Annotated in this window: 21 protein-coding genes and 1 pseudogene; 3 read left to right on the forward strand and 19 right to left on the reverse strand. The window is 44.0% G+C overall.

Annotated features, from left to right (window positions below):
* Positions 1-36: 36 nt before the first annotated feature.
* From RA086_RS07515 to hisS, 5 genes are all read right to left on the reverse strand, one after another.
* Complete coding sequence (locus RA086_RS07515; protein WP_308703218.1) at positions 37-1,179, reverse strand: CDP-glycerol glycerophosphotransferase family protein; 1,143 nt, start codon at positions 1,177-1,179, stop codon at positions 37-39.
* A 159-nt stretch (positions 1,180-1,338) separates the two neighbouring features.
* Positions 1,339-2,214: a YitT family protein gene (locus tag RA086_RS07520; RefSeq protein ID WP_308703219.1), complete on the reverse strand. Its 876-nt coding sequence runs from the start codon at positions 2,212-2,214 to the stop codon at positions 1,339-1,341.
* 116 nt (positions 2,215-2,330) lie between these two features.
* A complete protein-coding gene (gene msrA / locus RA086_RS07525) occupies positions 2,331-2,867 on the reverse strand; it encodes a peptide-methionine (S)-S-oxide reductase MsrA (protein WP_308703220.1) in 537 nt (178 codons plus the stop codon).
* Positions 2,868-2,955: 88 nt separating this feature from the next.
* Positions 2,956-4,728 (reverse strand): aspartate--tRNA ligase, encoded by a 1,773-nt coding sequence (gene aspS, locus RA086_RS07530; protein WP_308703221.1) that lies wholly within the window; start codon positions 4,726-4,728, stop codon positions 2,956-2,958.
* Positions 4,729-4,747: 19 nt separating this feature from the next.
* Positions 4,748-6,031: a histidine--tRNA ligase gene (gene hisS, locus RA086_RS07535; RefSeq protein WP_308703222.1), complete on the reverse strand. Its 1,284-nt coding sequence runs from the start codon at positions 6,029-6,031 to the stop codon at positions 4,748-4,750.
* 385 nt (positions 6,032-6,416) lie between these two features.
* On the opposite strand from hisS, the gene RA086_RS07540 reads away from it, so the two are divergent.
* Positions 6,417-7,265 (forward strand): N-acetylmuramoyl-L-alanine amidase, encoded by an 849-nt coding sequence (locus RA086_RS07540; protein WP_308703223.1) that lies wholly within the window; start codon positions 6,417-6,419, stop codon positions 7,263-7,265.
* A 100-nt stretch (positions 7,266-7,365) separates the two neighbouring features.
* Positions 7,366-8,209, forward strand: a pseudogene (locus tag RA086_RS07545) (fructosamine kinase family protein).
* Positions 8,210-8,285: 76 nt separating this feature from the next.
* On the opposite strand, the gene RA086_RS07550 reads toward RA086_RS07545, so the two are convergent.
* From RA086_RS07550 to RA086_RS07595, 10 genes are all read right to left on the reverse strand, one after another.
* Entirely contained in the window at positions 8,286-8,906 is a 621-nt protein-coding gene (locus RA086_RS07550; protein WP_308703224.1) for an HAD-IA family hydrolase, read from the reverse strand.
* A gap of 76 nt (positions 8,907-8,982) precedes the next feature.
* Positions 8,983-9,429 (reverse strand): D-aminoacyl-tRNA deacylase, encoded by a 447-nt coding sequence (dtd, locus tag RA086_RS07555; protein WP_308703225.1) that lies wholly within the window; start codon positions 9,427-9,429, stop codon positions 8,983-8,985.
* A gap of 14 nt (positions 9,430-9,443) precedes the next feature.
* Complete coding sequence (locus RA086_RS07560; RefSeq protein ID WP_308703226.1) at positions 9,444-11,708, reverse strand: RelA/SpoT family protein; 2,265 nt, start codon at positions 11,706-11,708, stop codon at positions 9,444-9,446.
* An 80-nt stretch (positions 11,709-11,788) separates the two neighbouring features.
* Positions 11,789-12,127 carry a hypothetical protein gene (locus RA086_RS07565; RefSeq protein WP_308703227.1) on the reverse strand — a complete coding sequence of 113 codons (339 nt, stop codon included), beginning with the start codon at positions 12,125-12,127 and terminating at the stop codon, positions 11,789-11,791.
* 69 nt (positions 12,128-12,196) lie between these two features.
* Positions 12,197-12,949: a 16S rRNA (uracil(1498)-N(3))-methyltransferase gene (locus RA086_RS07570; RefSeq protein WP_308703228.1), complete on the reverse strand. Its 753-nt coding sequence runs from the start codon at positions 12,947-12,949 to the stop codon at positions 12,197-12,199.
* 12 nt (positions 12,950-12,961) lie between these two features.
* Entirely contained in the window at positions 12,962-13,912 is a 951-nt protein-coding gene (prmA, locus tag RA086_RS07575) for a 50S ribosomal protein L11 methyltransferase (protein ID WP_308703229.1), read from the reverse strand.
* Positions 13,913-14,015: 103 nt separating this feature from the next.
* Positions 14,016-15,335 (reverse strand): coiled-coil domain-containing protein, encoded by a 1,320-nt coding sequence (locus tag RA086_RS07580; RefSeq protein ID WP_308703230.1) that lies wholly within the window; start codon positions 15,333-15,335, stop codon positions 14,016-14,018.
* Between the two features lie 67 nt (positions 15,336-15,402).
* Positions 15,403-15,990 (reverse strand): sugar O-acetyltransferase, encoded by a 588-nt coding sequence (locus tag RA086_RS07585; protein ID WP_308703231.1) that lies wholly within the window; start codon positions 15,988-15,990, stop codon positions 15,403-15,405.
* Between the two features lie 35 nt (positions 15,991-16,025).
* Positions 16,026-16,649: a DNA-3-methyladenine glycosylase gene (locus tag RA086_RS07590; RefSeq protein WP_308703232.1), complete on the reverse strand. Its 624-nt coding sequence runs from the start codon at positions 16,647-16,649 to the stop codon at positions 16,026-16,028.
* 34 nt (positions 16,650-16,683) lie between these two features.
* Positions 16,684-16,968, reverse strand: a complete 285-nt coding sequence (locus tag RA086_RS07595; RefSeq protein WP_308703233.1) for a hypothetical protein — start codon at positions 16,966-16,968, stop codon at positions 16,684-16,686.
* A 257-nt stretch (positions 16,969-17,225) separates the two neighbouring features.
* On the opposite strand from RA086_RS07595, the gene RA086_RS07600 reads away from it, so the two are divergent.
* A complete protein-coding gene (locus tag RA086_RS07600; RefSeq protein ID WP_308703234.1) occupies positions 17,226-17,516 on the forward strand; it encodes a hypothetical protein in 291 nt (96 codons plus the stop codon).
* 150 nt (positions 17,517-17,666) lie between these two features.
* On the opposite strand, the gene lepA is transcribed toward RA086_RS07600, so the two are convergent.
* The 4 genes from lepA to dltC all read right to left on the reverse strand — a co-directional run bounded on the left by lepA (position 17,667) and on the right by dltC (position 22,516).
* Positions 17,667-19,502 carry a translation elongation factor 4 gene (gene lepA / locus RA086_RS07605; RefSeq protein WP_308703235.1) on the reverse strand — a complete coding sequence of 612 codons (1,836 nt, stop codon included), beginning with the start codon at positions 19,500-19,502 and terminating at the stop codon, positions 17,667-17,669.
* Positions 19,503-19,707: 205 nt separating this feature from the next.
* Complete coding sequence (locus tag RA086_RS07610; RefSeq protein WP_308703236.1) at positions 19,708-20,763, reverse strand: DUF916 and DUF3324 domain-containing protein; 1,056 nt, start codon at positions 20,761-20,763, stop codon at positions 19,708-19,710.
* Positions 20,764-20,996: 233 nt separating this feature from the next.
* The gene (dltD, locus tag RA086_RS07615) at positions 20,997-22,283 is read right to left on the reverse strand and encodes a D-alanyl-lipoteichoic acid biosynthesis protein DltD (protein ID WP_308703237.1); all 1,287 of its coding nucleotides are present in this window, start codon (positions 22,281-22,283) and stop codon (positions 20,997-20,999) included.
* The gene (gene dltC / locus RA086_RS07620; protein WP_308703238.1) at positions 22,280-22,516 is read right to left on the reverse strand and encodes a D-alanine--poly(phosphoribitol) ligase subunit DltC; all 237 of its coding nucleotides are present in this window, start codon (positions 22,514-22,516) and stop codon (positions 22,280-22,282) included. The genes dltD and dltC overlap by 4 nt, the downstream gene beginning before the upstream one ends.
* Positions 22,517-22,520: the final 4 nt, after the last annotated feature.

Raw genomic sequence — 22,520 nt, forward strand, 5'->3', positions numbered from 1 at the left:
ATTTTTTCGTTAAAAAATTCCTTTTTCACTGGTGGGTTACCGCGACTGCGGGTAAAAATAAGCCAACGTGCGCTTGGTCGCCTGACCATCATTTTGAGTATTCCATAGCTGATTAAAGCTAGTCAATTGATTGGCCTTAGCTGGCGTTGCTAATTCTTGATTAAGTTCCGCCGTCGTGGTCACGAACGGTCCCGGCGCCCATTGCTTAAAATCAGCCTGCAACCCGACCGCGCGACGATAGCTTGCCCAATCAAAGGTAAACAAGATGATTTTTTGGCAATTTGGCAATAAAGCATAGTCAAAAATAACCGATGAATAGTCACTGATCAAAGTCGTGGTCACCGTCAGTAGTTCATCCGTACTAAACTCCGGTACTAACGTGATCAGATTGGGATAACGTTGATAAAGCTGTTGGGCTTGCGCCGCCAGATGCGGATGTAATTTGATCACTAAGACCTGAGTCGCCTTTAACTTTAACGTGGCAAAATCTGCTGGTAAGTCAAAAGTCACCCCAGCGCGATAGGTGGGCGCATACAACACGACCTCACGATCTCGTAAGGCCGGATGTTGCTGAAAAATAGCCTGCCGCGTCGCCGACACCCAAGCCGACTGACAGTATCGATCGGAACGTGGATAGCCCAAAACACGCATCCGTTGCTGGGGAACGTGATAGTTAGCCGCAAAGACCTGGCCCATTTTGGTCGAACCCACTACATAGTCGGTAATTTGATCATAAACAGCCTGAAAACGTTTTTGATCCGCTGGCGACCGCTTCAAAGTTGCCGGGTCGTGCCAACCAAAGGCCTTGACTGCCCCACTGGCATGCCATAATTGAATGATGCGTTGGCCCTGACGACGTTTTAGTCCTGCCGTAAAAGCATAGTAATTGTCACAATAAATATCTGCCGCGCACGTTAGGACCGGCACTCCGGTCATCGCAAAGCGAATCGAATCATGAAATGGCCGAATCGTGATGTCCGCTGGTAATAGTTGTGCCGCACCACTTTGCGCGCTAGACAAATAATAAACGACTAACCGGTCGCCCACTGTTTGATGCAATTGTTCAATAAAATCCAAGTTATCCGCAAAACTCATTAAATAAATAATCGTGTCCGTCTGTCGAAACTGTGCGAACCATGAAATGAGTTTAACAAGCCACAAATAAACGGTCTTTTTCACGCCAGCCACCCTTTCAATTCCGAAATATAACTAGTGCATTATAGCATATTCCACCACTTCAGCGGGATCATGGTCGTGGGATTTAAACTTATTTTAGGCCCTAACCGATTTAATCGTGACCGCAAAAAAAGCCTGGAAAATATTCCAGACTGATTTTGCTCAGGGCTCCGGCTCATAAAAGTGCCCTAAAATTTTCACGGTATCAGAGATGCTGACAAAAGCATGCGGATCCGATTCCGACATTGCAGCCGTTAATTCCGACATTTCGTAACGGGTAATGACCGTAAACAGAATCGTTTTATCATCATGTTTGTAGGCCCCTTCTGCATTATGCACGATCGTGACCCCACGCCGAATCCGATTCTGAACACTGTCGATCACCGTTTTCGGCCGACTGGTAATGATCATGACCTGCATCTTTTGTTGCCGCGTATAAGTCATATCAATCACTCGACCATTGACCAATAACCCTAATGCAGAGTAAAACGCATAAGGCCAACCATACACAAAACCCGCCGCAATGACAATAATTGAATTAAAGGCCATATTGATCGTCCCGATACTCCGGCCAGTTTTACGCCGCAAGACGATCCCAATAATATCCAGCCCACCAGTCGAGATCCCATTTTTCAAGGCCGTCCCCGTCCCGAAACCATTGACTGCGCCACCAAATATCGCGCAAATGATCGGATCGTGGGTCAACCCTTCCGGTGCGACCACTTTGATCATAATACTAGATAAAGTGACGGCTAAAAAAGTAAACACGGTAAAACGGTGCCCAATTGAACGCCAAGCAATCACGAACATGGGTACATTAAGTAAGAATAGCAATAACGCCGTCGAAAATTGAACAGGCAAAAACTTACCCATTAAACTATTAATTAATTGCGCGAGCCCCGTAATCCCAGAAGAATAAATGTGGCCGGGGGTCCAGAAAAAGTTCATGGCGACGGAAACTAAAATCGCATAGATAAACGCCGTTGACGCCTTCGTCACATCGCGGTGACGCCGAGTCAACTGCTGAAAATCGGTCATTTTTTTGCGCTCCTTTATATGATGTCTCCGTTATTCTAACATGCCTAAACTGCGGTAAACAGCCCTTGCACCAATTCACCCGAAAGTTTAACCCTTCTCAGGATTTTCCCATCAAATTAGTCTACTTTCGGGGCCGTTTGCCAATGCTCAGCGATAAAGTCAGCTCGACCGCCAGCTTCTTGAGCCGCATAGACCACGGGATTATTTCGATAGAAACGTTGATGCTCAGCCGCTGCCGGATAAAATGGTTGGACGTCACTGATCTTAGTCACGATGGGCGCCTCAAATTGTTCAGAAGCTTGCAACCGCGCCTTTGAAGCTGTCGCGATTTGCCGCTGTTCATCATCATTCACAAAGATCACCGGCCGATAATTATCACCACGGTCCTGAAATTGGCCCATCGCATCAGTGGGATCAGTTTGATGCCAATAGATTTCTACTAAGTCCGCATAACTAATCTTTTGGGGATCAAACGTAATTTTCACGGCTTCCGTGTGACCAGTTGTATGCGTCTTAACCTGTTCGTAAGTTGGATTAACCGTGTGACCACCGGTAAATCCAGATACGACACTAATAATTCCAGGTTGTCGATCAAAGGGTGCGACCATGCACCAAAAACACCCACCGGCAAAAATTGCTGTTTCAGTTTTCATGAGAATCACTCCAATTAAAATTTAATCTAAATCTAACACGAAATAAAAAGCCCGTCCAGTCGCTTGATTGGACGAGCTAAGGAGCCACTTAATCTTTTGGTTTGGTGACAAATAACGCCAAATCTTGTAATTGTCGCTCTGAAACTTCCGCTGGTGCATTCGTCATTGGTTCAGAAGCCTTCGAGTTCTTAGGGAACGCGATCACTTCACGAATATTATCATTACCAGACAGTAACATCGCGAAACGATCCAACCCAATGGCTAAACCGCCATGCGGTGGAAAGCCCATGTCGAGTGCATTTAACAAGAAACCAAATTGTTCTTCGGCGCGTTCTTTGGTGAAGTCCAAAGCCTTAAACATTTTTTCTTGTAAGTCACGGGTGTGAATCCGGATTGACCCGCCACCTAATTCGTAGCCATTAAGGACAATATCATAAGACTGCGCATGTGCTTTATGTGGATCTTCACCATCGTTTAGATAATGAACATCTTCCTCGTTTGGCATCGTGAATGGATGGTGCGCTGGAACCCAGCGTTCGATACCTTCATCATACTCAAAGAGTGGCCAGTCAACGACCCAAAGATAGGCATACTTGTTTTCATCGATCAGGCCTTGTTCCTTGGCGATCGCTTTACGCAAGTAACCCAACGTGTCAGAAACCACCTTAAAGTTATCGGCCGCAAATAGTAACAAGTCCCCGGGCTTAGCGTCCATGGCCTGCGTAATGGCTTCAAAATCATCCTTGAAGAACTTAGCAATTGGCCCACTGAAACTATCATCCGTGACCTTCATCCAAGCTAGCCCCTTGGCACCAAAGCGTTCTACATAGCTCGCATAGGCATCAATCGCTTTACGTGAATAGTTAGCCGCGCCACCAGGAACGGCGATTGCTTTCACGAAGCCACCATTTTTAATGGTGCTAGCAAAGACTTTAAAATCAGTGTCAGCTAAGACTTTGGAGAGATCTTTTAATTCCATCCCAAAACGAACATCTGGTTTATCGGAACCAAAACGATCCATGGCATTTTGCCAAGTGATCCGTTTGAAAGGTGTTTGGACATCGATGCCCTTAACTTCTTTCATGACTTGTTTGATCAATCCCTCAGTGTACGACTGGATTTCTTCCGCCGTTAAGAATGACGTTTCCATATCGATCTGCGTAAATTCAGGTTGACGGTCACCACGTAAATCTTCATCACGGAAACAACGGGCAATTTGATAGTAACGGTCAAAACCCGCACCCATCAACAACTGTTTAAATAATTGTGGTGATTGTGGCAAGGCGTAAAAATGACCTTGATAGATCCGTGAAGGCACTAAATAATCACGAGCCCCTTCAGGCGTTGACTTGGTTAAAAATGGCGTTTCAATATCGTAAAAGCCATTGGCGTCAAAATAACTATGCACCGCACGAGTGATTCCATTACGAATTCTCAAGTTGCGTTGCATTTCTGGCCGCCGTAAATCTAAATAGCGATACTTCAAACGCAATTCGTCGGAAACATTGATGTCATCTTGAATATAAAATGGCGGTGTTTTCGCGGTATTCAAGATTTTGGCTTCTTGAATTTCAACTTCGACTTTACCAGTCTTCATGTTCGGATTAATCGCGTTATCAGCCCGATTAACGACCTTACCTTGTACTTCAATTACATATTCGTTCCGTAACTGGTCGGCAACTGCCAATGCAGTCGTTGAGAATTCTTGACTGAAGACCAATTGTAAGATACCTTCACGGTCCCGTAGATCAATAAAAATCAAGCCACCCAAGTCCCGGCGCTTTTGCACCCAGCCTTGTAAAATAACTTTTTGACCAAGGTAGTCTTCGTTGATTAACCCAGCATAAGTGGTTCGTTTCATGAATTCAATTCCTCCTTAATTATTTAGCAGCTAAAACTTGCTTCACATGATCATAAATATCTGCCATGGCAACTTGGGTCTCTTCCCCCGTCGCCATTGACTTCAAATTAACGACGCCGCTAGCTAATTCACTTTCGCCAACCGTCATCGTATAACGTGCATTCAACCGATCAGCGCTCTTAAACTGTGCTTTAGGCTTACGATCCAAGTAATCACGTTCAGCGGTTAGGCCAGCGCCACGGACGGCTTGAACTAATTTCAAGGTCGTTGCGCTCGCTTCTTCACCGATTCCGACGACATAAACGTCCAAATGATCCGTCGTTGGGAAGGCAATCTTTTCGGCAGCCATTAAAACGAGTAAGCGTTCAACACCGAGGCCAAAACCAACCCCTGACGTTTCAGGACCGCCAAGCTCTTTAACTAAGCCATTATACCGGCCACCCGCACAAATCGTGGTGTAGCCTTGTCCGAGTGAGTCTGAATTTGTCATGATTTCAAAAATCGTGTGATTATAATAATCAAGTCCACGCACCATGGTTGCATCGATCTCATAAGGAATCTCCAAGGCTTCTAAATAAGCTTTAGCTTGATCAAAATGCGCCTTAGCCGTTGGTGTCAAATAATCCAAGATGGAGGGTGCGGCAGCCACAAACTTCTGATCTTGTGCCGCTTTACTATCCAAGACCCGTAATGGATTCTTGTGCAAACGGGCTTTGGAATCGTCACTTAATTCATCAAAATGTGGTTCTAAATAATCGATCAGCGCTTGACGATAATCGTCACGAGTCTGTTGATCACCTAAAGTATTGATCACCAACTTCAAATCATTTAGTCCGAACTTCTTCAATAAGTTGTAACCCATCGCAATAACTTCAACATCCAGCGCTGCACTCTCGCTACCGAAAGCTTCAACCCCTAGTTGATGAAATTCACGTAAGCGACCTGATTGTGGCCGCTCATAACGGAACATTGGTCCCATGTAATAAACTTTGTAAGGCTTTAAAACTTGTGGCCCATACAATTTATTTTCAACAAACGCCCGTACCACACCCGCGGTGCCTTCTGGTCGCAAGGTAACGTGGCGATCACCCTTGTCATGGAAATCATACATTTCTTTCGTCACAATATCCGAAGTATCACCTGCGGAACGTGAGAAAACTTCAAAATTTTCAAAAATTGGCGTGCGAATTTCTTTAAACTGATACGTCTTGAAAAGTTCACGCGCAGTTTGTTCAACATATTGCCATTTTTCACTATCACCAGGCAAAATATCTGCGGTGCCTTTTGGCCGTTGGTATCTCATTTGATTTCCTCCTTCAATTCAAATCGACAAAAAAAGCGCCCTTGTTTGTTTATCCAAGGGCGCTTTTTGCGCGGTACCACCTTTATGAGCACTAACTGATAACGTCTGTACTAAATAACAGGCGGAACTTTTACGTTCACCTCAAAAGCGTCTCCTCATTGCTCGCAATCCGGAATTCTCAGCACTACCGGTCTCTGGCTAAAGCGTTGCACAATGCTCATACTTTCTCTGCGGTCGATTTATTAATATATGGTTAAAGTTACACGATTTAAGCGCAAATGTCAACGTTCATCCTAAAAATTAATCCTAGTAAGCCGTTTTCAATCCTTAATTTTTGGTATACTATCTTGGTAATGCAAATTTATTAAATTTAGTTGGTGAATCCATGCAAGTTCTCAAACATTTTTGGCGTCAAATCACAATTTCAATCATCTTTATCGGGCTCATTGCTGGGTTCATTTTTGTTTTAGCCACACACAATACTGCCATCGTGAATATCGCAAACGTCAACATTCGCGAAGGTCCTGGGATGAGTTATGCCATTACCGATGGGACTAGCAAAGGCACTAAAGTTCACATCATGCGTCGCAAAAACAACTGGTTGTACGTGCGTTATGCGGATCATAAATTCGGTTGGATTGCGAGTTGGCTCGTCAATGAACATAATACCCAATTAACTAAAACGACTAAAATTTCCGAAGCAACTATCGTGATCGATCCTGGTCATGGGGGCTCCGACTCTGGGGCACTCTCTAGCAAGGGTAAGATGGAAAAGACTTACACGTTACGCGTGGCCAAAGTAGTCGCTAAACGTTTACGCGCTGCCGGTGCACATGTTGTTTTGACGCGTGATACCGATAAATCCGTCAGTCTTAGTGCTCGGCCAGCCTTGGCAAATAAACTACATGCGGATGCGTTCATCAGTTTTCACTTTGATAGCTCACCAGAAAAAAACACTGCTTCTGGAATCACTACTTATTACTATCACAAATCAACGTCATTAGGCTTAGCCAATGCCCTGAGTAGCGACGTCGATGCCCTGCCAATTAAAAACAAAGGTGTGGCCTTCGGAGATTTCTTAGTCATTCGTGATAATCAAGTACCAGCCGTTTTAATGGAACTCGGTTACATCAATGATAAAAAAGATTTTAAGACAATCAGTTCACAAAAATATCCTAACGAAGTGGCGCATGCTGTCTATGCTGGTTTAACGAGCTACTTTGCGGGTCAATAAACTAATCAAGCCGTCCAAACCATTCGTTTTGGGCGGCTTTTGGTGTTACAACTAGGGTTAATGAGAAGAGTTAGACAATCACTAAGAAAGGAGTTTTTTTATGCAATTGACAAAAGCTTGGCTCGCACAATTACCCTTACCCAACATTACTAATGTTTACCCTGTCAGTGGCGGTGACATTAATGCTGCCTTTTCGTTCGAAAGTCAACAACAACGTTACTTTTTAAAAGTTCAACCACAACGCGGCGCCGCCTTTTTTGACCATGAAGTCGATGGTCTCAAAAAACTTGGGGCCGTCGTGAAAACACCAAAAGTGATTGCTCAAGGAACCATCGAAAAAGATGGTTATTTAAGTTCTAAGCTGGCTGACGGCAGGTCACGGATCGCAAGCAGATTTAGGACGTGCAGTCGCTGCGGTCCATCAACAAACCATGCCAAAATTTGGCTTGGCTAATGACTTCACCCTTGGGAAAATACCAAAATACAACCAATGGCAAACTAATTGGGCAACTTTTTATACCCAACAACGCTTAGATGTATTAGTCAAGTTAGCCGTACAACACGGTTTATGGTCGGCACAGCGTGATCAGCATTTTCAGCGATTACGTGTACAGATCATGGCTGACAAACACATGCAGAAGGTCCAGCCAAGTTTATTGCATGGCGATTTATGGTCTGGTAATGTCATGTTTACTGCCGATGGGACACCTGCGCTGATTGACCCCGACATTTTTTATGGGGATCGTGAGATGGATCTGGCCATGACAACGATTTTTGGCGGCTTTGACGCTGACTTTTATGCCGGCTATCAAGCTGTTCTGCCATTAGACAGCGGTAATCAAGCGCGGCTACCATTGTACCAACTTTACTATTTGCTGGCCCATTTGAACTTATTTGGGGAAACTTATGGTCCAGCAGTCGATCGAATTTTAGACTTGTATTAGCCAAGATGTTGGCATATCAAAAAAAGGTAGTCCCGCTTATTTAGCTGCGAGAGGACCTTTTAATATCCAAAATAATTTAGTTGATCAATGGTAATAAATCAGTTAATTGGGCAACTTGAATTTCCGGTTGACTCGTTACTTCAATCAACTGATCATAATCGAATAGATAACCTGACGCGTGTGCACGATGCCCAGCTTCAATATCCAAGTTACGATCTCCAACCATTACGGCCTCCGAATGAGTGACCCCATTTTTATCCAACAAATAATTGAGGGCGGCTGGATCTGGCTTGCGTGGAAACGGTTGTTCACCAGTGACATAATCATCAAAATACTGTTTTAAGTCGGCCTTAGCTAAGTAAGTCAACGCCACTTGATCACGATGCGTCATCAAATAGTTGTGCCCACCGACCGCTTTGATCTTCGCTAAAACAGTCTTGGCGCCATCGAAAGCCACCGGTGCTTGTAATACCGGTTCATATTGTTGATAACCAGCCCGTAACGCTGACAACTCCCAACCATAGCGTTTAGCCACTTCGCGCTCAGCAAATCCTAGCGATTGTTGTCGCATCATGGTATAGATCTCAGTCCGAGTCAACTCGCCGCCTAAATTTTGTACCGCTCGTTGAAAAGCTGACACCATCGCTGGATAAGTATCCATTAAAGTCCCATCAAAATCCCAAATAAATTCTCGCATGCCCTCAAATCCCCCAAATAATTAATTGTATTAGCCAAAACGTTGAAGTGGCTTTGCGGTCACTTCAACGTTTAACTTACTTTTGATCTGTATCAAAACAAATGGTCACTGGTCCATCATTCACCAAAGCGACTTGCATGTCTGCGCCAAATTCACCGGTTGCAACCGTTACCCCCGTAGCGGCCAACTGTTCATTGAACTGGTCATACAACTTTGTGGCAAGGGCTGGATCACCAGCGGCAGTGAAACTCGGCCGATTACCATGCCGCGTTTCAGCATACAAGGTGAACTGCGAAATCGACAGAATCGCGCCACCAATTTGTTGTAGGTTCAAATTCATTTTGCCAGCAGTATCACTAAACACTCGCAAGTTTAAAATCTTATGCGTCAAATAATCGAGCTCTGCCTGACCGTCACCGGCTTCAAAACCAACTAGTAATACAAAGCCTTGTTGAATTTTGCCATGGCTTTGACCTGCAATCGTCACCTCAGCTTGTTTGACTCGTTGTAACACCACTCGCACTATGGTCCAACCTCCTAAAACATCTTCCGTTCAACCACATAAACATCTTGAACGTTCTTCAGACTATCAATGATTCGTTGCAAATGCTCCAAATTACGAACCCCCAACGAAACACTGATAATTACCATCTTGTTATGGTCAACTTTCCCATTAACATTCGTCAAGAATTTCGTGTTGTTGTTGATAACCTTTAAGACATCGTTCAACATCCCATTACGATTATAACCTTGGATTTCAAGATCTGAATTATAGTTCGTGCGATCTCCTTCAGGATCTTCCCATTCTACTTCAATGAGCCGTTCACCTTGGGATTCAGCACTTTTGACATTGGGACAATCGACCCGATGAACCGAAACCCCACGACCTTTAGTGATGTAACCCACGATCTCATCGCCTGGAATGGGTGAACAACAATGGCTCAACCGAACCAACAAATTATCGACACCTTGAATAATGACCCCGCCAGAAGAAGAAACCTTCCGACGTTTTTCGTCATTTTTATCCTTCTCCTCTTGTTGATCTTTGGCTTTCTTCTTAGTCGTTTGTTCATGATGTTCTTCCAAAATTGCCCGCTCACGCTCACGCTGACGATCGGCTTCTCGTTGTTTGCGGACATCATTTGTCAACCGGTTAGCAATTCCGACTGGTTGCACATCACCAAAGCCTAAAGCGGCAAACAAATCATCTTCACTGCCGTAATGCATCTTTTTAGCAACGGCGTCGAGCTTTTCTTTCGACATAACTTCTTTAGGGTTGAAGTCAAAGTCACGCAACTGTTTCTCCAACAATTCATGACCCGTAATGATATTTTCTTTACGGTCCGCATTGCGGAAAAATTGTTTGATCTTATTACGTGCTCGCCGCGTGTAAACTAACTTCTGCCAATCTCGACTGGGACCAGTTGAACTAGTCGAAGTTAGGATATCGACAATATCCCCATTTTTGATTTGATAATCTAGGGGAACAATCTTGCCATTGACCTTGGCACCGGTCGTATGATTTCCCACTTCAGTATGAATCGAGTACGCCATATCCAATGGACCAGCACCCTTTGGCAACTCGGTTACATCGCCCTTAGGCGTAAACGCGTAGACTCGATCACTAAAGAGGTCGCCTTTGACCCCTTCCATAAAGTCGGCGGCGTCTTTACTTTCATCTTGTAGCTCAATAATTTCTTTGACCAAATTCAACTTATTACCAGATTTGGTTGCTTGGACTTGATCACGAACGCCTTCCTTGTAGGCCCAGTGTGCCGCAACCCCATATTCAGCGACCCGATGCATCTCATAGGTCCGAATCTGAATTTCCAGTGGCTTACCCTCAGGACCTACGACCGTCGTATGGAGAGATTGGTACATATTGGCCTTAGGCATCGCAATATAATCCTTAAAACGCCCAGGCATCGGCTTCCACTGTGTATGAATCGCACCCAAGACTGCGTAACAATCCTTAATTGAATCCACAACAACTCGAATCGCCAATAAATCATAGAGCTGACTAAATTGTTTGTGCTTATCCCGCATTTTTTTATAGATTGAATAAATGTGCTTCGGTCGGCCATAAATTTCAGCTTCGGGCAATTTCAAATCTTTTAAGGCTTGTTGAATATCTTGAATCGCAATTTCAATGTATTTTTCACGATCTTCGCGCCGTGAGTTCATCAAATGCACGATGCGATAATACTGTTGAGGATTCAAGTAACGCAACGAAATGTCCTCTAATTCCCATTTAATGGTACTAATCCCTAACCGATCCGCAATTGGCGCGTAAATCTCTAAGGTTTCATTGGCAATACGACGTTGTTTGTCCGGACGGAGATGCTGCAAAGTCCGCATGTTATGTAACCGGTCCGCTAATTTAACAATCATGACCCGAATGTCTTTGGACATTGCCAATAACAACTTCCGATGATTCTCGGCCAGTTGTTCCTTGTTGGACTTATACCGAATTTTTCCTAATTTAGTGACGCCATCTACAATCACCGCCACATCATGACCGAATAATTCCTCAACATCGCCTAAGGTCACCCCGGTATCTTCGACCACGTCGTGCAAAAAACCAGACGCAACCGTTTCGGGATCCATCTTCAATTCAGCTAAAATACCAGCAACTTGAATGGGATGCATGATATAGGGTTCGCCGGACTGCCGAATTTGATCCTTGTGCACATAAGTTGCGAAATCACACGCCCGTTTAACCAACGCGACGTGATCTGCATTCATATACTTTTGAACGGCATTCAGGACGTCTTGAGCCGTCCAAGTAGGTTGTTTGGGCATTCCATATCACCACGATTTCTAAAAAATTTTAGTTTCATAAAAAGGCACGTTCGTTAATCACCCGACGTGCCTTGCAACCGCTAATCCCGTTGTGTTTCACGGGGTGCGGCCATCCCGTATGATAAGTACGAGAGTCCTAAATCGACTAGTGCGAGATAGTAGACGTACTTGGGGAAAAATAGATAGAGACCAAGTAAACAAAATATTGGGAACAACCAGACTAACCAGCCCGTCCGAGCGGTTCGTCGAATCTGCCAACCAATGATCATTGAAACGATAAAGTCAAAACAAAATAACAACCAGACGATTTGATGAAATCGACTGACGCTCAATAACTTTAATAGCCAAGGTAGTCCGACACCAACGACAATCGCGATCAGCCAATATTGGCCGCTATATTTACGAAATTTCTCCGTCAAACTAATCCCTCACTTACACTTAAATGCTTAATGACTATGATTATTTATTGTACACCACCGACCATGAAATTACACTAATTCTTGCGAAAAAGAAACCGCGCTAAGTAGGTACATTGGCGCCGTTTCGGCCCGCATAATTCGTGGTCCTAACCCGGCAGAAACCACGCCCACTTGGTTTAAATCGCTTACTTCCGTCGATGTCAGCCCACCTTCTGGACCAAAAATTGCCAGTAAACGCTGCTGTGGCTGCATTTTGTTCAATGTTTGGACTAACTGACTGCTTTCGCCTTGCTTGGCTGATTCTTCCCACGCCACGATGCCAGCATCGTAGGACACTTGTTGAACCAACGTACTTAAATTGGCTTGGTAACTCACCGTTGGTACCACAGTCCGATGCGATTGTTCCGCGGCCGCCTGAGCAATTTTAACAAGTCGGGACAGTTTTCGTTCCCGTTTATTAGTCGCCCATTTAGCAACAGCATATTGGCTGTCAAAGAAGATAAAACCAGCCGCGCCTAGCTCAGTCCCACGTTGGACAATTTGTTCAGTTTTGTCACCTTTTGAAACCCCGCAAGCAATCAAGACTTGTAAGGGCAACTCCACTTGTGGCGTCGTCACTTGTTGCACTGCCACTTGAGCGGTGGTTGTGGTACTACTAAGCAACTTGCCAATAACAACTTGTTGATTGCGCGTCACAAATTCTGCTTGATCGCCGGGTTGCGCACGCATCACTTTGAGCCAGTGGTGCACACTCTCACCGGTTAATTCAAACACTGAGTCAACGGTAGTGGTAATCGTGTTAGTTAAAAAATAACGTTGCATTGTGGCCCTCCGTTAATCGGCATCCGTCGGTAAATAAGCGACAATACTATGCCAGTCACCCATTTGCGTGTGTTGGGCAATTTGGAAGCCAGCTGCTTTGATGGCCGTGACCACCACTTGGAACTTGTCGTCAATAATGCCGGACGTAATGAAGTAACCACCACGTTTTAAATTAGCTTTGGCTTGCGGCACCAGTGGCACGATAATCTCCGCCAAGATATTGGCAACAATGATATCTGCCTGGGTGTGAATACCTTTCAGCAAATCATTCGCCGCAACTTTGATATCTGCAGCAACTGGATTCAGATCCAAATTGGCTTGAGCAGACTTCACCGCGACCTCATCCAGATCATATGCTTCAACTTGACCGACCCCCATGGCTTTGGCCGCAATACTGAGAATTCCAGAACCCGTCCCAACATCAAGTAAATGTTCACCACCGTTGATCACGGTTTCCAAACCTTGCAACGATAATTTAGTCGTTGGATGAGTCCCTGTTCCAAACGCCATCCCAGGATCGAGCTTCAACACAAGTTCACCAGGTTGCGTTGGCTGATAGCTTTCCCAACTAGGGACAATCGTGAGATAACGGGTCACACGAACAGGATGATAGTATTTTTTCCAAGCGGTCGCCCAATTCTCATCCGATAACGCCACCATACTAACTTCGCCTGGGGCTGGGTTCAAACCATAATCGGCTAACTTAGCCACCCGTTGTTTGATAGTTGGAACAATTTCTGGGACAAAAATTGTTTCTGGATAGTACGCTGATATTTTGGCGCCAGACGTAATGTGTGGAATCGTGTCCAAATCAATGATTTCACCATAACGATCAGGTTTTAAATTCTGATAATCAAGCGCATCATCGATCTTGACGCCACTCGCACCAGATTCCATTAAAATATTCGAAACAGCTTCGACGGCTTCATTAGAAGTACTGACCGTCACTTCGGTCCATTGCATACACGAATTCCTCCTTGGAAAATTTAGTTATCCCTATTCTATCAATAAACCGGCTGAAAAAAGGTCCAATACCTTTTCAATTGGCTCATTTGACGTCATTATCTCAATTTAGCTGGTGCCGAGTAATGACTCCAGTAAATATCGTTAAATTAAGTAACAAAATACCCAACCAATTGAGCGCTTGCTGCGATTTTTCGCTTGTTTTTGGTAATTGTTGCTGTTTTCTCACAGAGTTATTCAAGCTACTCTGAGCCAGCTTCACTGGTAATTGCTTTATTAAAGTTGATTTTACCTTTGTATTAACTGATTTCTTTATGATGATAGCGGCGTTGACCTTTTTAACACCATTAGTCAGCGGAGTGGTATTGGGCTTGCTGACAATTTCAGCCGTTCTACTTTGAGTAGTCGACTTACCAATACTAATCACATTTAATTTAGGCTTAGAATCATGACGATCGCTCTGAGAACTGGTGCTTTTTGACTGAGACGTCACCCGTTGCGTCACTTGAGTCAACCCAATTTGTTTAACTACCGCTAGATTAGTAGTTGCCGTATTCATTTCATTGGTAACACCAGTGAGAGTCCCCTTCAATTCATTAAGTTGCGCCTCTTGTTGTGTTAATTTTGCTTGTGCCTGTACTAATTGTCCTTTTGCGCGGTTAACGGTCGTCCATCCAGCATCCAGTTGCGTTTTACCGTTGGCTAACCGGGTTGCACCTTGATCTATCATAGCTTTAGCATTGTTATATTCATATTGTAATTGCAGATCTTTTGTTTGTGCATCCGCCAGAGCCTGCTGCTTAGCTAAATAAATCACCTTGGCAGCTTGTGCAGACTCAGCCAACTCTTGATAGGTCGTCTTGGCCTGTGTTAATTCCTGTTGATTTTGCTGATAATTGGCGGATGTTGGTTCTAATTTTGATAATTGAACCTGATAATCAGCGATTTTAGCGCTCACAGTAGCTAATTGAGGCTGTATAGTTTGATTGTTAGCTTGTGCTAATTCAAAATCTGACTGCTTCTGAGTAACTTCTACGTTGCTTTGAACTAAACTATCTTTTGCTTGAGCCAGCTTTGTTTCTCCTTGTGCGATCTGAGCCTTCCCATTAGCGTAAGATTCCGTTGCCTGTAACAGTTGCTGTTCAGCAGCGTTAATTTCAGATTCTCCAGCACGTGCTTGTAATTGATTAGACGTAATCGTTTCGCTCAAAACAACTATTCTAGACTTAAGTTGATCCACACTTGTACGTGTTGACTTAACTCTCGTTTGCCAATACGCAATGTCATTGGTACTGCCCGATTGATGTATCTGTCCACTTGTTTCAACTTTCACACCGATGTCTGCTGCTTGACCGTTGATAGCACTAAACCCGGCACCAGAAACTAGTCCGATCAATACTCCGCTTGCTAGCCAATTTTTCATATAATTACTCCCTTTTTATTAAGTAAATTATATAATACTCACAGTCACAAAAGCATCATCATTTAACCTATTTCTCGGAAGTATTTATCTGACCATCTGTTTCCAACGGTTTAATTACCTTAGCAGGAACACCACCAGCTAAACAGTTATCTGGGATATCATGAGTAACGACCGCCCCAGCTGCGATAACAACATTGTTCCCAATTGTCACACCAGGTAACACGGTCACATTGCCACCAAACCAAACATCATTACCAATCGTAATCGGCGTCGCTTTCGCTAAATACTGACGACGACCTTGCGCTGTCATCGGATGATTAACGGTATATAAGCCCACATTAGGCCCAATCATGACATGATTACCAATGGTCACGGGGGCGATATCCAAAATCGTCAAATTATAATTACTCAAAAAGTCATCACCGACTCGAATATTTTTCCCATAGTCACAGTTGAACGTGGCCTGAACCGAGACACTTTTACCGGCTTGACCAAAGATTCCACGAATCTTGGCCGTTTGGCTAGCCGGGTCGGTCGCCGAAATGGCATTAAATTCCTGACATAATTTGGCTGCTCGGGCTTTACGAGCAACGACTTCTTCATCCAAAAAGTAATACCAATCACCATTTTCAAGTTTTTCTAGTTCTGTTGTCAAAAGATCACTCCTCTTTGTTGATCGACTACTTAACGCTAAGTTAACCAGCCGTGCGTCGCCACATCAATATCATGTTTACGAACTTGCGACACAAATGGATTACCGGCTACAAAATAACGCAGGGGCGCCGTGGTCCAATCAGCCTTGTTCACAATACCAATACGGGCGCTATGAGCCACGAGTCGCGGTTGCTTCACAGTCGTTAACGCTAAATTTAGTGTCTCCGCAGACAATGGTGTCCCATTCAAGCTTTTATCCAAACCTAGGGCTTGCATCAGTTTTCCGGGACCATTCGTCAAGTTTGCTAAAGGTACTGGCCGATTATGTTGTAGTTGTGTTAAGCCACTGGCCGGTTCAATACCACGGATTAAAACACATTCTGGCGTACCAGCCGGCTGTGTCACGAGATTAAGTAGATATTGAGTCCGCATTTGATAAATATAAATCGTCCCCGCTGGCAGCCAAAGTGCCCGGTTACGATTGGTCTGATGATTTTTAAATGCATGCGCCCCAGCATCCTGTGCACCCAAATAAGCCTCAGTTTCAGTAATCCAAGCACTGATCGGCCCTTGACTGGTTTGCAAGACCAACTTCGTTCCCAATAGTGCTGCCGCAATTTGAGGCGTCGAACGACCGCTTAAAAATGTTGTAATAGTCATGATCTTGCTCCAATTCTGTGGACTAAAAAAGCGACTAATCAGCCGCTTTTATGTTCAAACGTTTATTTAAATACTTGAGCATATCCGCTTCGTGCTTAAAAATTCGAGGATGCTTCTGCTTATGCAGACGTAAGGCAATCTCATTAATTTTAACGCGTCCAGTCCAAGTATGACTATACTTCACGACCACGCGATTATTTCGATGGTCCTTACCGAATTTCAACACGTAAACGCTGTCGGGAACCATAAGCGGTCGGATATATGTTTTGTCGTAATCATAATTAATCGATCGCAAATACTGTTTCGTGCGCTTTAACATGTCGTTGATCTCTCCTTCACAATGTGAAATTGATTTTATTTAAGAACTTAATTTATCAAGCTCCAGTCCGTTAACTCTGAATGATATTATAACAGATTTTAAACACTTATTGTATCAATTCACTATCGGTTAGGCAAGAAACCCGCTTTAATTATTGAATATTTGATAAAACTATCTCGAATGCTATCGATAACCAAATTAATTATGCTAAACTATTTGCAGTTGGGACGGACTATCTATACAGGGGGACATCTATTATGATTTTAATCGAAAAAATTTATCAACGTGGTCACACTGAATTAACTAGTGTGGATCAAATCGAACGGTTTCAGACGAATGATGGCTACATTACTTCCAATCAAATTCTCGCTCGTGAAATTGGCGCGGATCACGAAAACTGTTTTTATAAGAACACCGAAGGCAAACGTAAAAAAGTTGTGGCAACCAAGGACGAACAAGGCCAATGGCATCTTCAAACTAAAGGCACTACCGATCCGACGACCGATGGCTTATTACAACTCCCTTATATGACCAACAGCTGGGGATAGGTTGCCTATAACAATTGGTTGCATTTTCGTTAATTGGTATACACAAAAGGGGATTAGTCAGCATAGTGCTGATTAATCCCTTTTTGTTAATTTGGGTATAAAATATCATGGTTAGCGAACCAACCATGATATTGGTCAGGCCATTTTATATTACGACGGCTTTTCTTCTTCGTCAGTTTTGAGAACCGCCATGAACGCTTCCTGTGGGATCTCGACACGACCCACAGCCTTCATCCGTTTCTTCCCAACTTTTTGCTTTTCAAGTAACTTCATACGACGTGTGCGGTCACCACCATACAGATGTGCCGTGACATCTTTCCGGTAGGCTTTAATATTAGTCCGCGCGATGACTTTGGCCCCAATTGTGGCCTGAACTGGAATTTCAAAGTTTTGTCGTGGAATGATCGTCTTCAATTTCGAAGCAATCTCACGTCCACGAGCGGCCGCAAAGTCACGATGCGCAATAAAACTCAGTGCATCCACTTTGTCCCCATTTAAGAGGATATCGATTTTAACCAAGTCACTCGCACGGTAGCCCTCCAAGTCGTAATCCAATGAAGCATAACCACGAGTATTGGACTTTAATTTATCAAAAAAGTCAAAAATGATTTCTGACAACGGAATATGGTAAACCACATTGACCCGGTTATTATCTAAATATGCCATCGTGTCAAATTCACCACGCTTACGTTGTGCCAATTCCATAACAGCACCCACATAATCGTTGGGCACCATAATTTGTGCTTTGACATACGGTTCACGGATTTCCTTTAATGAGGAAGCTTCCGGCATTTCAGCTGGATTTTCAACTTCTTTTTCAGTGCCATCCGTCATGATGACATGATACGTTACTGATGGCGCAGTTGTGATCAAGTCTAGATTAAATTCGCGTTCTAGCCGTTCTTGAATCACATCCATGTGTAAGAGTCCCAAGAAACCACAGCGGAACCCAAAACCTAAGGCCTGTGAGGATTCAGCTTCAAATTCTAAGGCAGCATCATTCAGCTTTAATTTCTCCAAAGCTTCTCGCAAGTCCGTAAACTTCGCATTATCAGTTGGATAAATCCCAGCATAGACCATCGGATTCATTTCACGATAACCGGCTAAAGCCTTCTCAGCGGGATTAGCTGCGTTGGTCACCGTATCCCCGACACGCGTATCCTGAATATCTTTAATGCTAGCCGTAATATAGCCGACATCACCAGCCATCAGAAAATCACGCGCAATCGGTTTTGGCGAATTGACGCCGACTTCCGTCACTTCGTACTCGCTACCACTATTCATGAGCCGAATCTTGTCACCTGGGCGCACAATACCTTCGTGCACACGGACACTTAAAACAACCCCACGATAGTCATCATAGATCGAATCAAACACTAATGCCTTCAGCGGCGCATCTAAGTCACCTGTTGGCGCTGGAATCTTATGCACCACTTGCTCTAACAGTTCCTCGATCCCAATACCGGCTTTGGCCGAGGCTAAAACGGCATCTGAGGCGTCAATCCCAATATCATCTTCGATTTCTTTGCGGACTTTTTCTGGTTCCGCAGAAGGTAAATCAATCTTATTGATAACCGGTACGATCTCTAAGTCATCATCAATCGCTAAATACACGTTAGCAAGCGTCTGTGCTTCGACCCCTTGTGCAGCATCCACAACTAAAATGGCCCCTTCACAGGCCGCTAAACTCCGTGATACTTCATATGTGAAGTCGACATGTCCAGGCGTATCGATTAAATGGAAAATGTAAGTTTCACCATCTTTAGCGTTGTAGTGTAATTCTACCGCATTTAACTTGATCGTGATTCCCCGTTCGCGTTCCAAGTCCATTGAATCCAGCACTTGGTCTTGCATCTCACGCTTCGAGATAGTATCCGTCAATTCAAGAATCCGATCAGCCAACGTTGATTTACCATGATCAATGTGGGCGACGATTGAAAAATTTCGGATATGTTTCTGTCGATCTTGCATTGTCGCTTTATCCATTTATTTTCCTACTTTCTTACTAATTCCTAGTCCAGACAATTATACCAACTAAGCCCAACAATCACAATTTTTCCGTCAAGCGGTGCCGTAATTCTTCAAGTAATTTGACTTGTGCCAAGAACTTAGCGGGCTTAGTCTCTTAAAATTAGCGCAATAAAAAAATTGGTAATGACCTCAGTAGGTTGAGTTTACCAATTTTCCAGAATTATCCTTGCTTGTCTCGGCTGGGATTTCGTCGGTGCTTACGCCAAACCATCACTAGCCAGCCAACAATGAACACGACTGCCATCGCGAACAAGACCAACCAGTGACCACCGATTCCTGAACGTTTAATCGCATCCGCATTGACTTTTTCCGCAGTCGTTGCATCCAATTTGAAATCACGCTGAACGACCCAACGATGATCACGATTATGAAGGCGCATCTTTAATTGATAGTCACCCGGCTTCAGACCCGCTTTTCTCAAGATAATTGCGGGACTAAAAGTTGAATTAGGCGCTAAGGTGACCGAGGATTGACGCCAACGCTTGACAACTTTTCCACTTTTTTTAGCGGTAATGGTCGTTTGGACGGTCAAGTGCGAAATGATCGTCGCAGTCGAATTTTCAAGCACCGGATAAACTGCCTGATGACTGTGATAACTGCCAGCTTTGACGTTTAACAGTTTCACATTGGGCGTTGGGACTTGGCCCACGGTGAGTTTTAGCCTGACTTCTGAGCGCTTTCCCCGAGCTTTCTTTTGCGGCGTGGTGCCATCCGCGTTGACTGGTTTAAAACACCAAGCACCTAAAATAACCCCTTGAAAATCGGTCTGTGGTAACACAATACGAGCCGTCACTAACTTTTGACTATTAGCGGGCACAATCACCATTTTAGGGCCTGCCAACTTGGCGAGATCCGTCAGCCGATACCGTAACGTTGGCTCGGCTGGTTGTGCTGATTTCATGTACCCAATCCGCCCACTGGCAGTGGTATTAGCCGTCCGAATCGCCATCGCAATTTTCATATCATAATCAGTAGAATTATAAATGACCGCCTGTAAGGTTTGCGATTGTCCTGCCACTAACCGTAGATCAAAAAGGGCTTTTTTTGATTCAATTTGTTGACTCGGTAATTTCACTACGACACTGTAACCGGTATCATTTGTCGGAATGACTCGTCCACTTTTAGTCGCTGCACGCACGCCTTGCCCCATGGCTAAGCCTGCTAAAAGTCCCATTAGACCAAACCACAATTTTAACTTTCCCCGCCGTTTCCACATGCTCAATCCCCCAAAATTAATCTGATTCGAATCACGATCGACACTGATCCCCATCACCTGTCTACGTGATCCGATTCTCGCTATGTTGACCAACCTCATTATGCCACTTTGAGGTCTTCAAGGCGTTAATAGCCGAATAAATAATTTAATATCTTCGCACGGCTTACTAATGGCGCTTAATTTTTTTGCACAAAATAACCCTAGTCGACATGGACTAGGGTTATTGACGCAGCTTATTGTTGTTCAAAAGCTTTGAGATTATCAGGATTCAATTGTTGCCAACGCTTCGTGTAGAAATCATTATTTAAGCGGTATTGCGGCTTCGTTGTTGCTTTTTTACTCAAGAATGGATTGAGTTTTTGATCAACAGCTAACCAACCACGCCAACCTAAATGAATCGTATCGGTCATGAAGTAGTCTTGACCGCCATCCTGTGACAAGTCTGTGATATTGTTGAAACCTTGACTCGTTAACTGATAGCGAATCTTTTTATCAAATTGCGCAATCATCTTCATCGAGAGGCCCGTGTAATTTGACCACCGTTGATTGATTGGTGGAATAATAAACATGACATCGGTATGGTTCTTAGCAAATTGATTTAAGACTAATTGGAAATCAGAGAATTCTGTTGACTTGGTGTAATCCAAAGTCGTTTGCGACTGCTTTAGATGCTTGTAGTTACGACGTAATTGGGTCTTCCAGAACGTGTTACTAATTTCCAAACTATTGGAAGTCGTCTGTTGCTTACCAATTTCACCAGCCAAGCGATCTAGCTTAGCGTAGTTATATTCAGCAGGCAATTGCTTTTCAGCAGCATCGACTTTACCGAGATTCTTACCCGAAATCCCAAATTTCGAGAAGAATTCATCTTCACTCCCCAGCACCCGTGCCTTGTAATCAATATAGGCACGTTGCGCACTGGTTGGCTTCATACCCGCTGCCACACGGACTAACGCATCCGCAAGCACGCGATCAGATGATCCAGACGGCATTTGTAACAGTCGTTTGGCCGCATAACGGTCCATCTCGGTATTCTTTTCAGTTTGTAACCAGTCAGTAGTTTGTAAAGGTGAATAGTAGTACGAAAAAGCATCTTTACGCATCCCATGTGGGACAAACCATTGTGGCGAAATTACAAAGACAGCCTTCTTATTAGTTAACTGCTTCTTAACCGATTGCATCACAAAGTATTGAGTCAAAGACTGAGTACCACGTGCCCCCAATAAGAATGGCCGGTAATTACGTTGATACTTATCTGCCAATACTGACGGATGCATCGGATCAAATCGTGACCATTCAGAAGAACCAAAGAATGGGACGTAGCCATCGTTTAACGCTTGACGTTTAACGAGGCGACCCTTTAATACATTGGGCGACAGCGAAACCGCCGCCTTTTTTTCGGTCTCTTTTGAAACATGATTTAATCCGAAAGAGAATGGTGAGAGCAGAACGGCCAATAATAAGATTGCTGCCAAAATAATTGGCCCAAAAATCTTAAAAAGGCGTTTTGGAACACTCATTGCATGTTCTCGACCTTAGCAACGATTTTAGCAGGGGTGTCCCATTCTGACCGTTCGAATTCTGAGACAGGCACTTCAATCCCTAATTGGTTTTGTAATTCCAATAAAAGTTGTACGGAACCCATTGAGTCTAAAATACCTTCTTCAAATAAGTTCGTATCCATATTACTTGAAACATCTTCCCCGGTTAGATCTTGTAAAATTGAAAGTACAGTTGATTTTGTGTCATCCATGATT

The sequence above is a fragment of the Lactiplantibacillus brownii genome, assembly GCF_031085375.1.
In the GTDB taxonomy this organism is placed as follows: domain Bacteria; phylum Bacillota; class Bacilli; order Lactobacillales; family Lactobacillaceae; genus Lactiplantibacillus; species Lactiplantibacillus brownii.

Bases quoted from the DNA above. Each gene is read 5' to 3' on its own strand.
- RA086_RS07520 (WP_308703219.1), bottom strand. From the start codon at position 2,214: ATGACCGATTTTCAGCAGTTGACTCGGCGTCACCGCGATGTGACGAAG.
- msrA (WP_308703220.1), bottom strand. From the start codon at position 2,867: ATGAAAACTGAAACAGCAATTTTTGCCGGTGGGTGTTTTTGGTGCATG.
- aspS (WP_308703221.1), bottom strand. From the start codon at position 4,728: ATGAAACGAACCACTTATGCTGGGTTAATCAACGAAGACTACCTTGGT.
- hisS (WP_308703222.1), bottom strand. From the start codon at position 6,031: ATGAGATACCAACGGCCAAAAGGCACCGCAGATATTTTGCCTGGTGAT.
- RA086_RS07540 (WP_308703223.1), top strand. From the start codon at position 6,417: ATGCAAGTTCTCAAACATTTTTGGCGTCAAATCACAATTTCAATCATC.
- RA086_RS07550 (WP_308703224.1), bottom strand. From the start codon at position 8,906: ATGCGAGAATTTATTTGGGATTTTGATGGGACTTTAATGGATACTTAT.
- RA086_RS07560 (WP_308703226.1), bottom strand. From the start codon at position 11,708: ATGCCCAAACAACCTACTTGGACGGCTCAAGACGTCCTGAATGCCGTT.
- RA086_RS07570 (WP_308703228.1), bottom strand. From the start codon at position 12,949: ATGCAACGTTATTTTTTAACTAACACGATTACCACTACCGTTGACTCA.
- prmA (WP_308703229.1), bottom strand. From the start codon at position 13,912: ATGCAATGGACCGAAGTGACGGTCAGTACTTCTAATGAAGCCGTCGAA.
- RA086_RS07580 (WP_308703230.1), bottom strand. From the start codon at position 15,335: ATGAAAAATTGGCTAGCAAGCGGAGTATTGATCGGACTAGTTTCTGGT.
- RA086_RS07590 (WP_308703232.1), bottom strand. From the start codon at position 16,649: ATGACTATTACAACATTTTTAAGCGGTCGTTCGACGCCTCAAATTGCG.
- RA086_RS07595 (WP_308703233.1), bottom strand. From the start codon at position 16,968: ATGTTAAAGCGCACGAAACAGTATTTGCGATCGATTAATTATGATTAC.
- RA086_RS07600 (WP_308703234.1), top strand. From the start codon at position 17,226: ATGATTTTAATCGAAAAAATTTATCAACGTGGTCACACTGAATTAACT.
- lepA (WP_308703235.1), bottom strand. From the start codon at position 19,502: ATGGATAAAGCGACAATGCAAGATCGACAGAAACATATCCGAAATTTT.
- RA086_RS07610 (WP_308703236.1), bottom strand. From the start codon at position 20,763: ATGTGGAAACGGCGGGGAAAGTTAAAATTGTGGTTTGGTCTAATGGGA.
- dltD (WP_308703237.1), bottom strand. From the start codon at position 22,283: ATGAGTGTTCCAAAACGCCTTTTTAAGATTTTTGGGCCAATTATTTTG.
- dltC (WP_308703238.1), bottom strand. From the start codon at position 22,516: ATGGATGACACAAAATCAACTGTACTTTCAATTTTACAAGATCTAACC.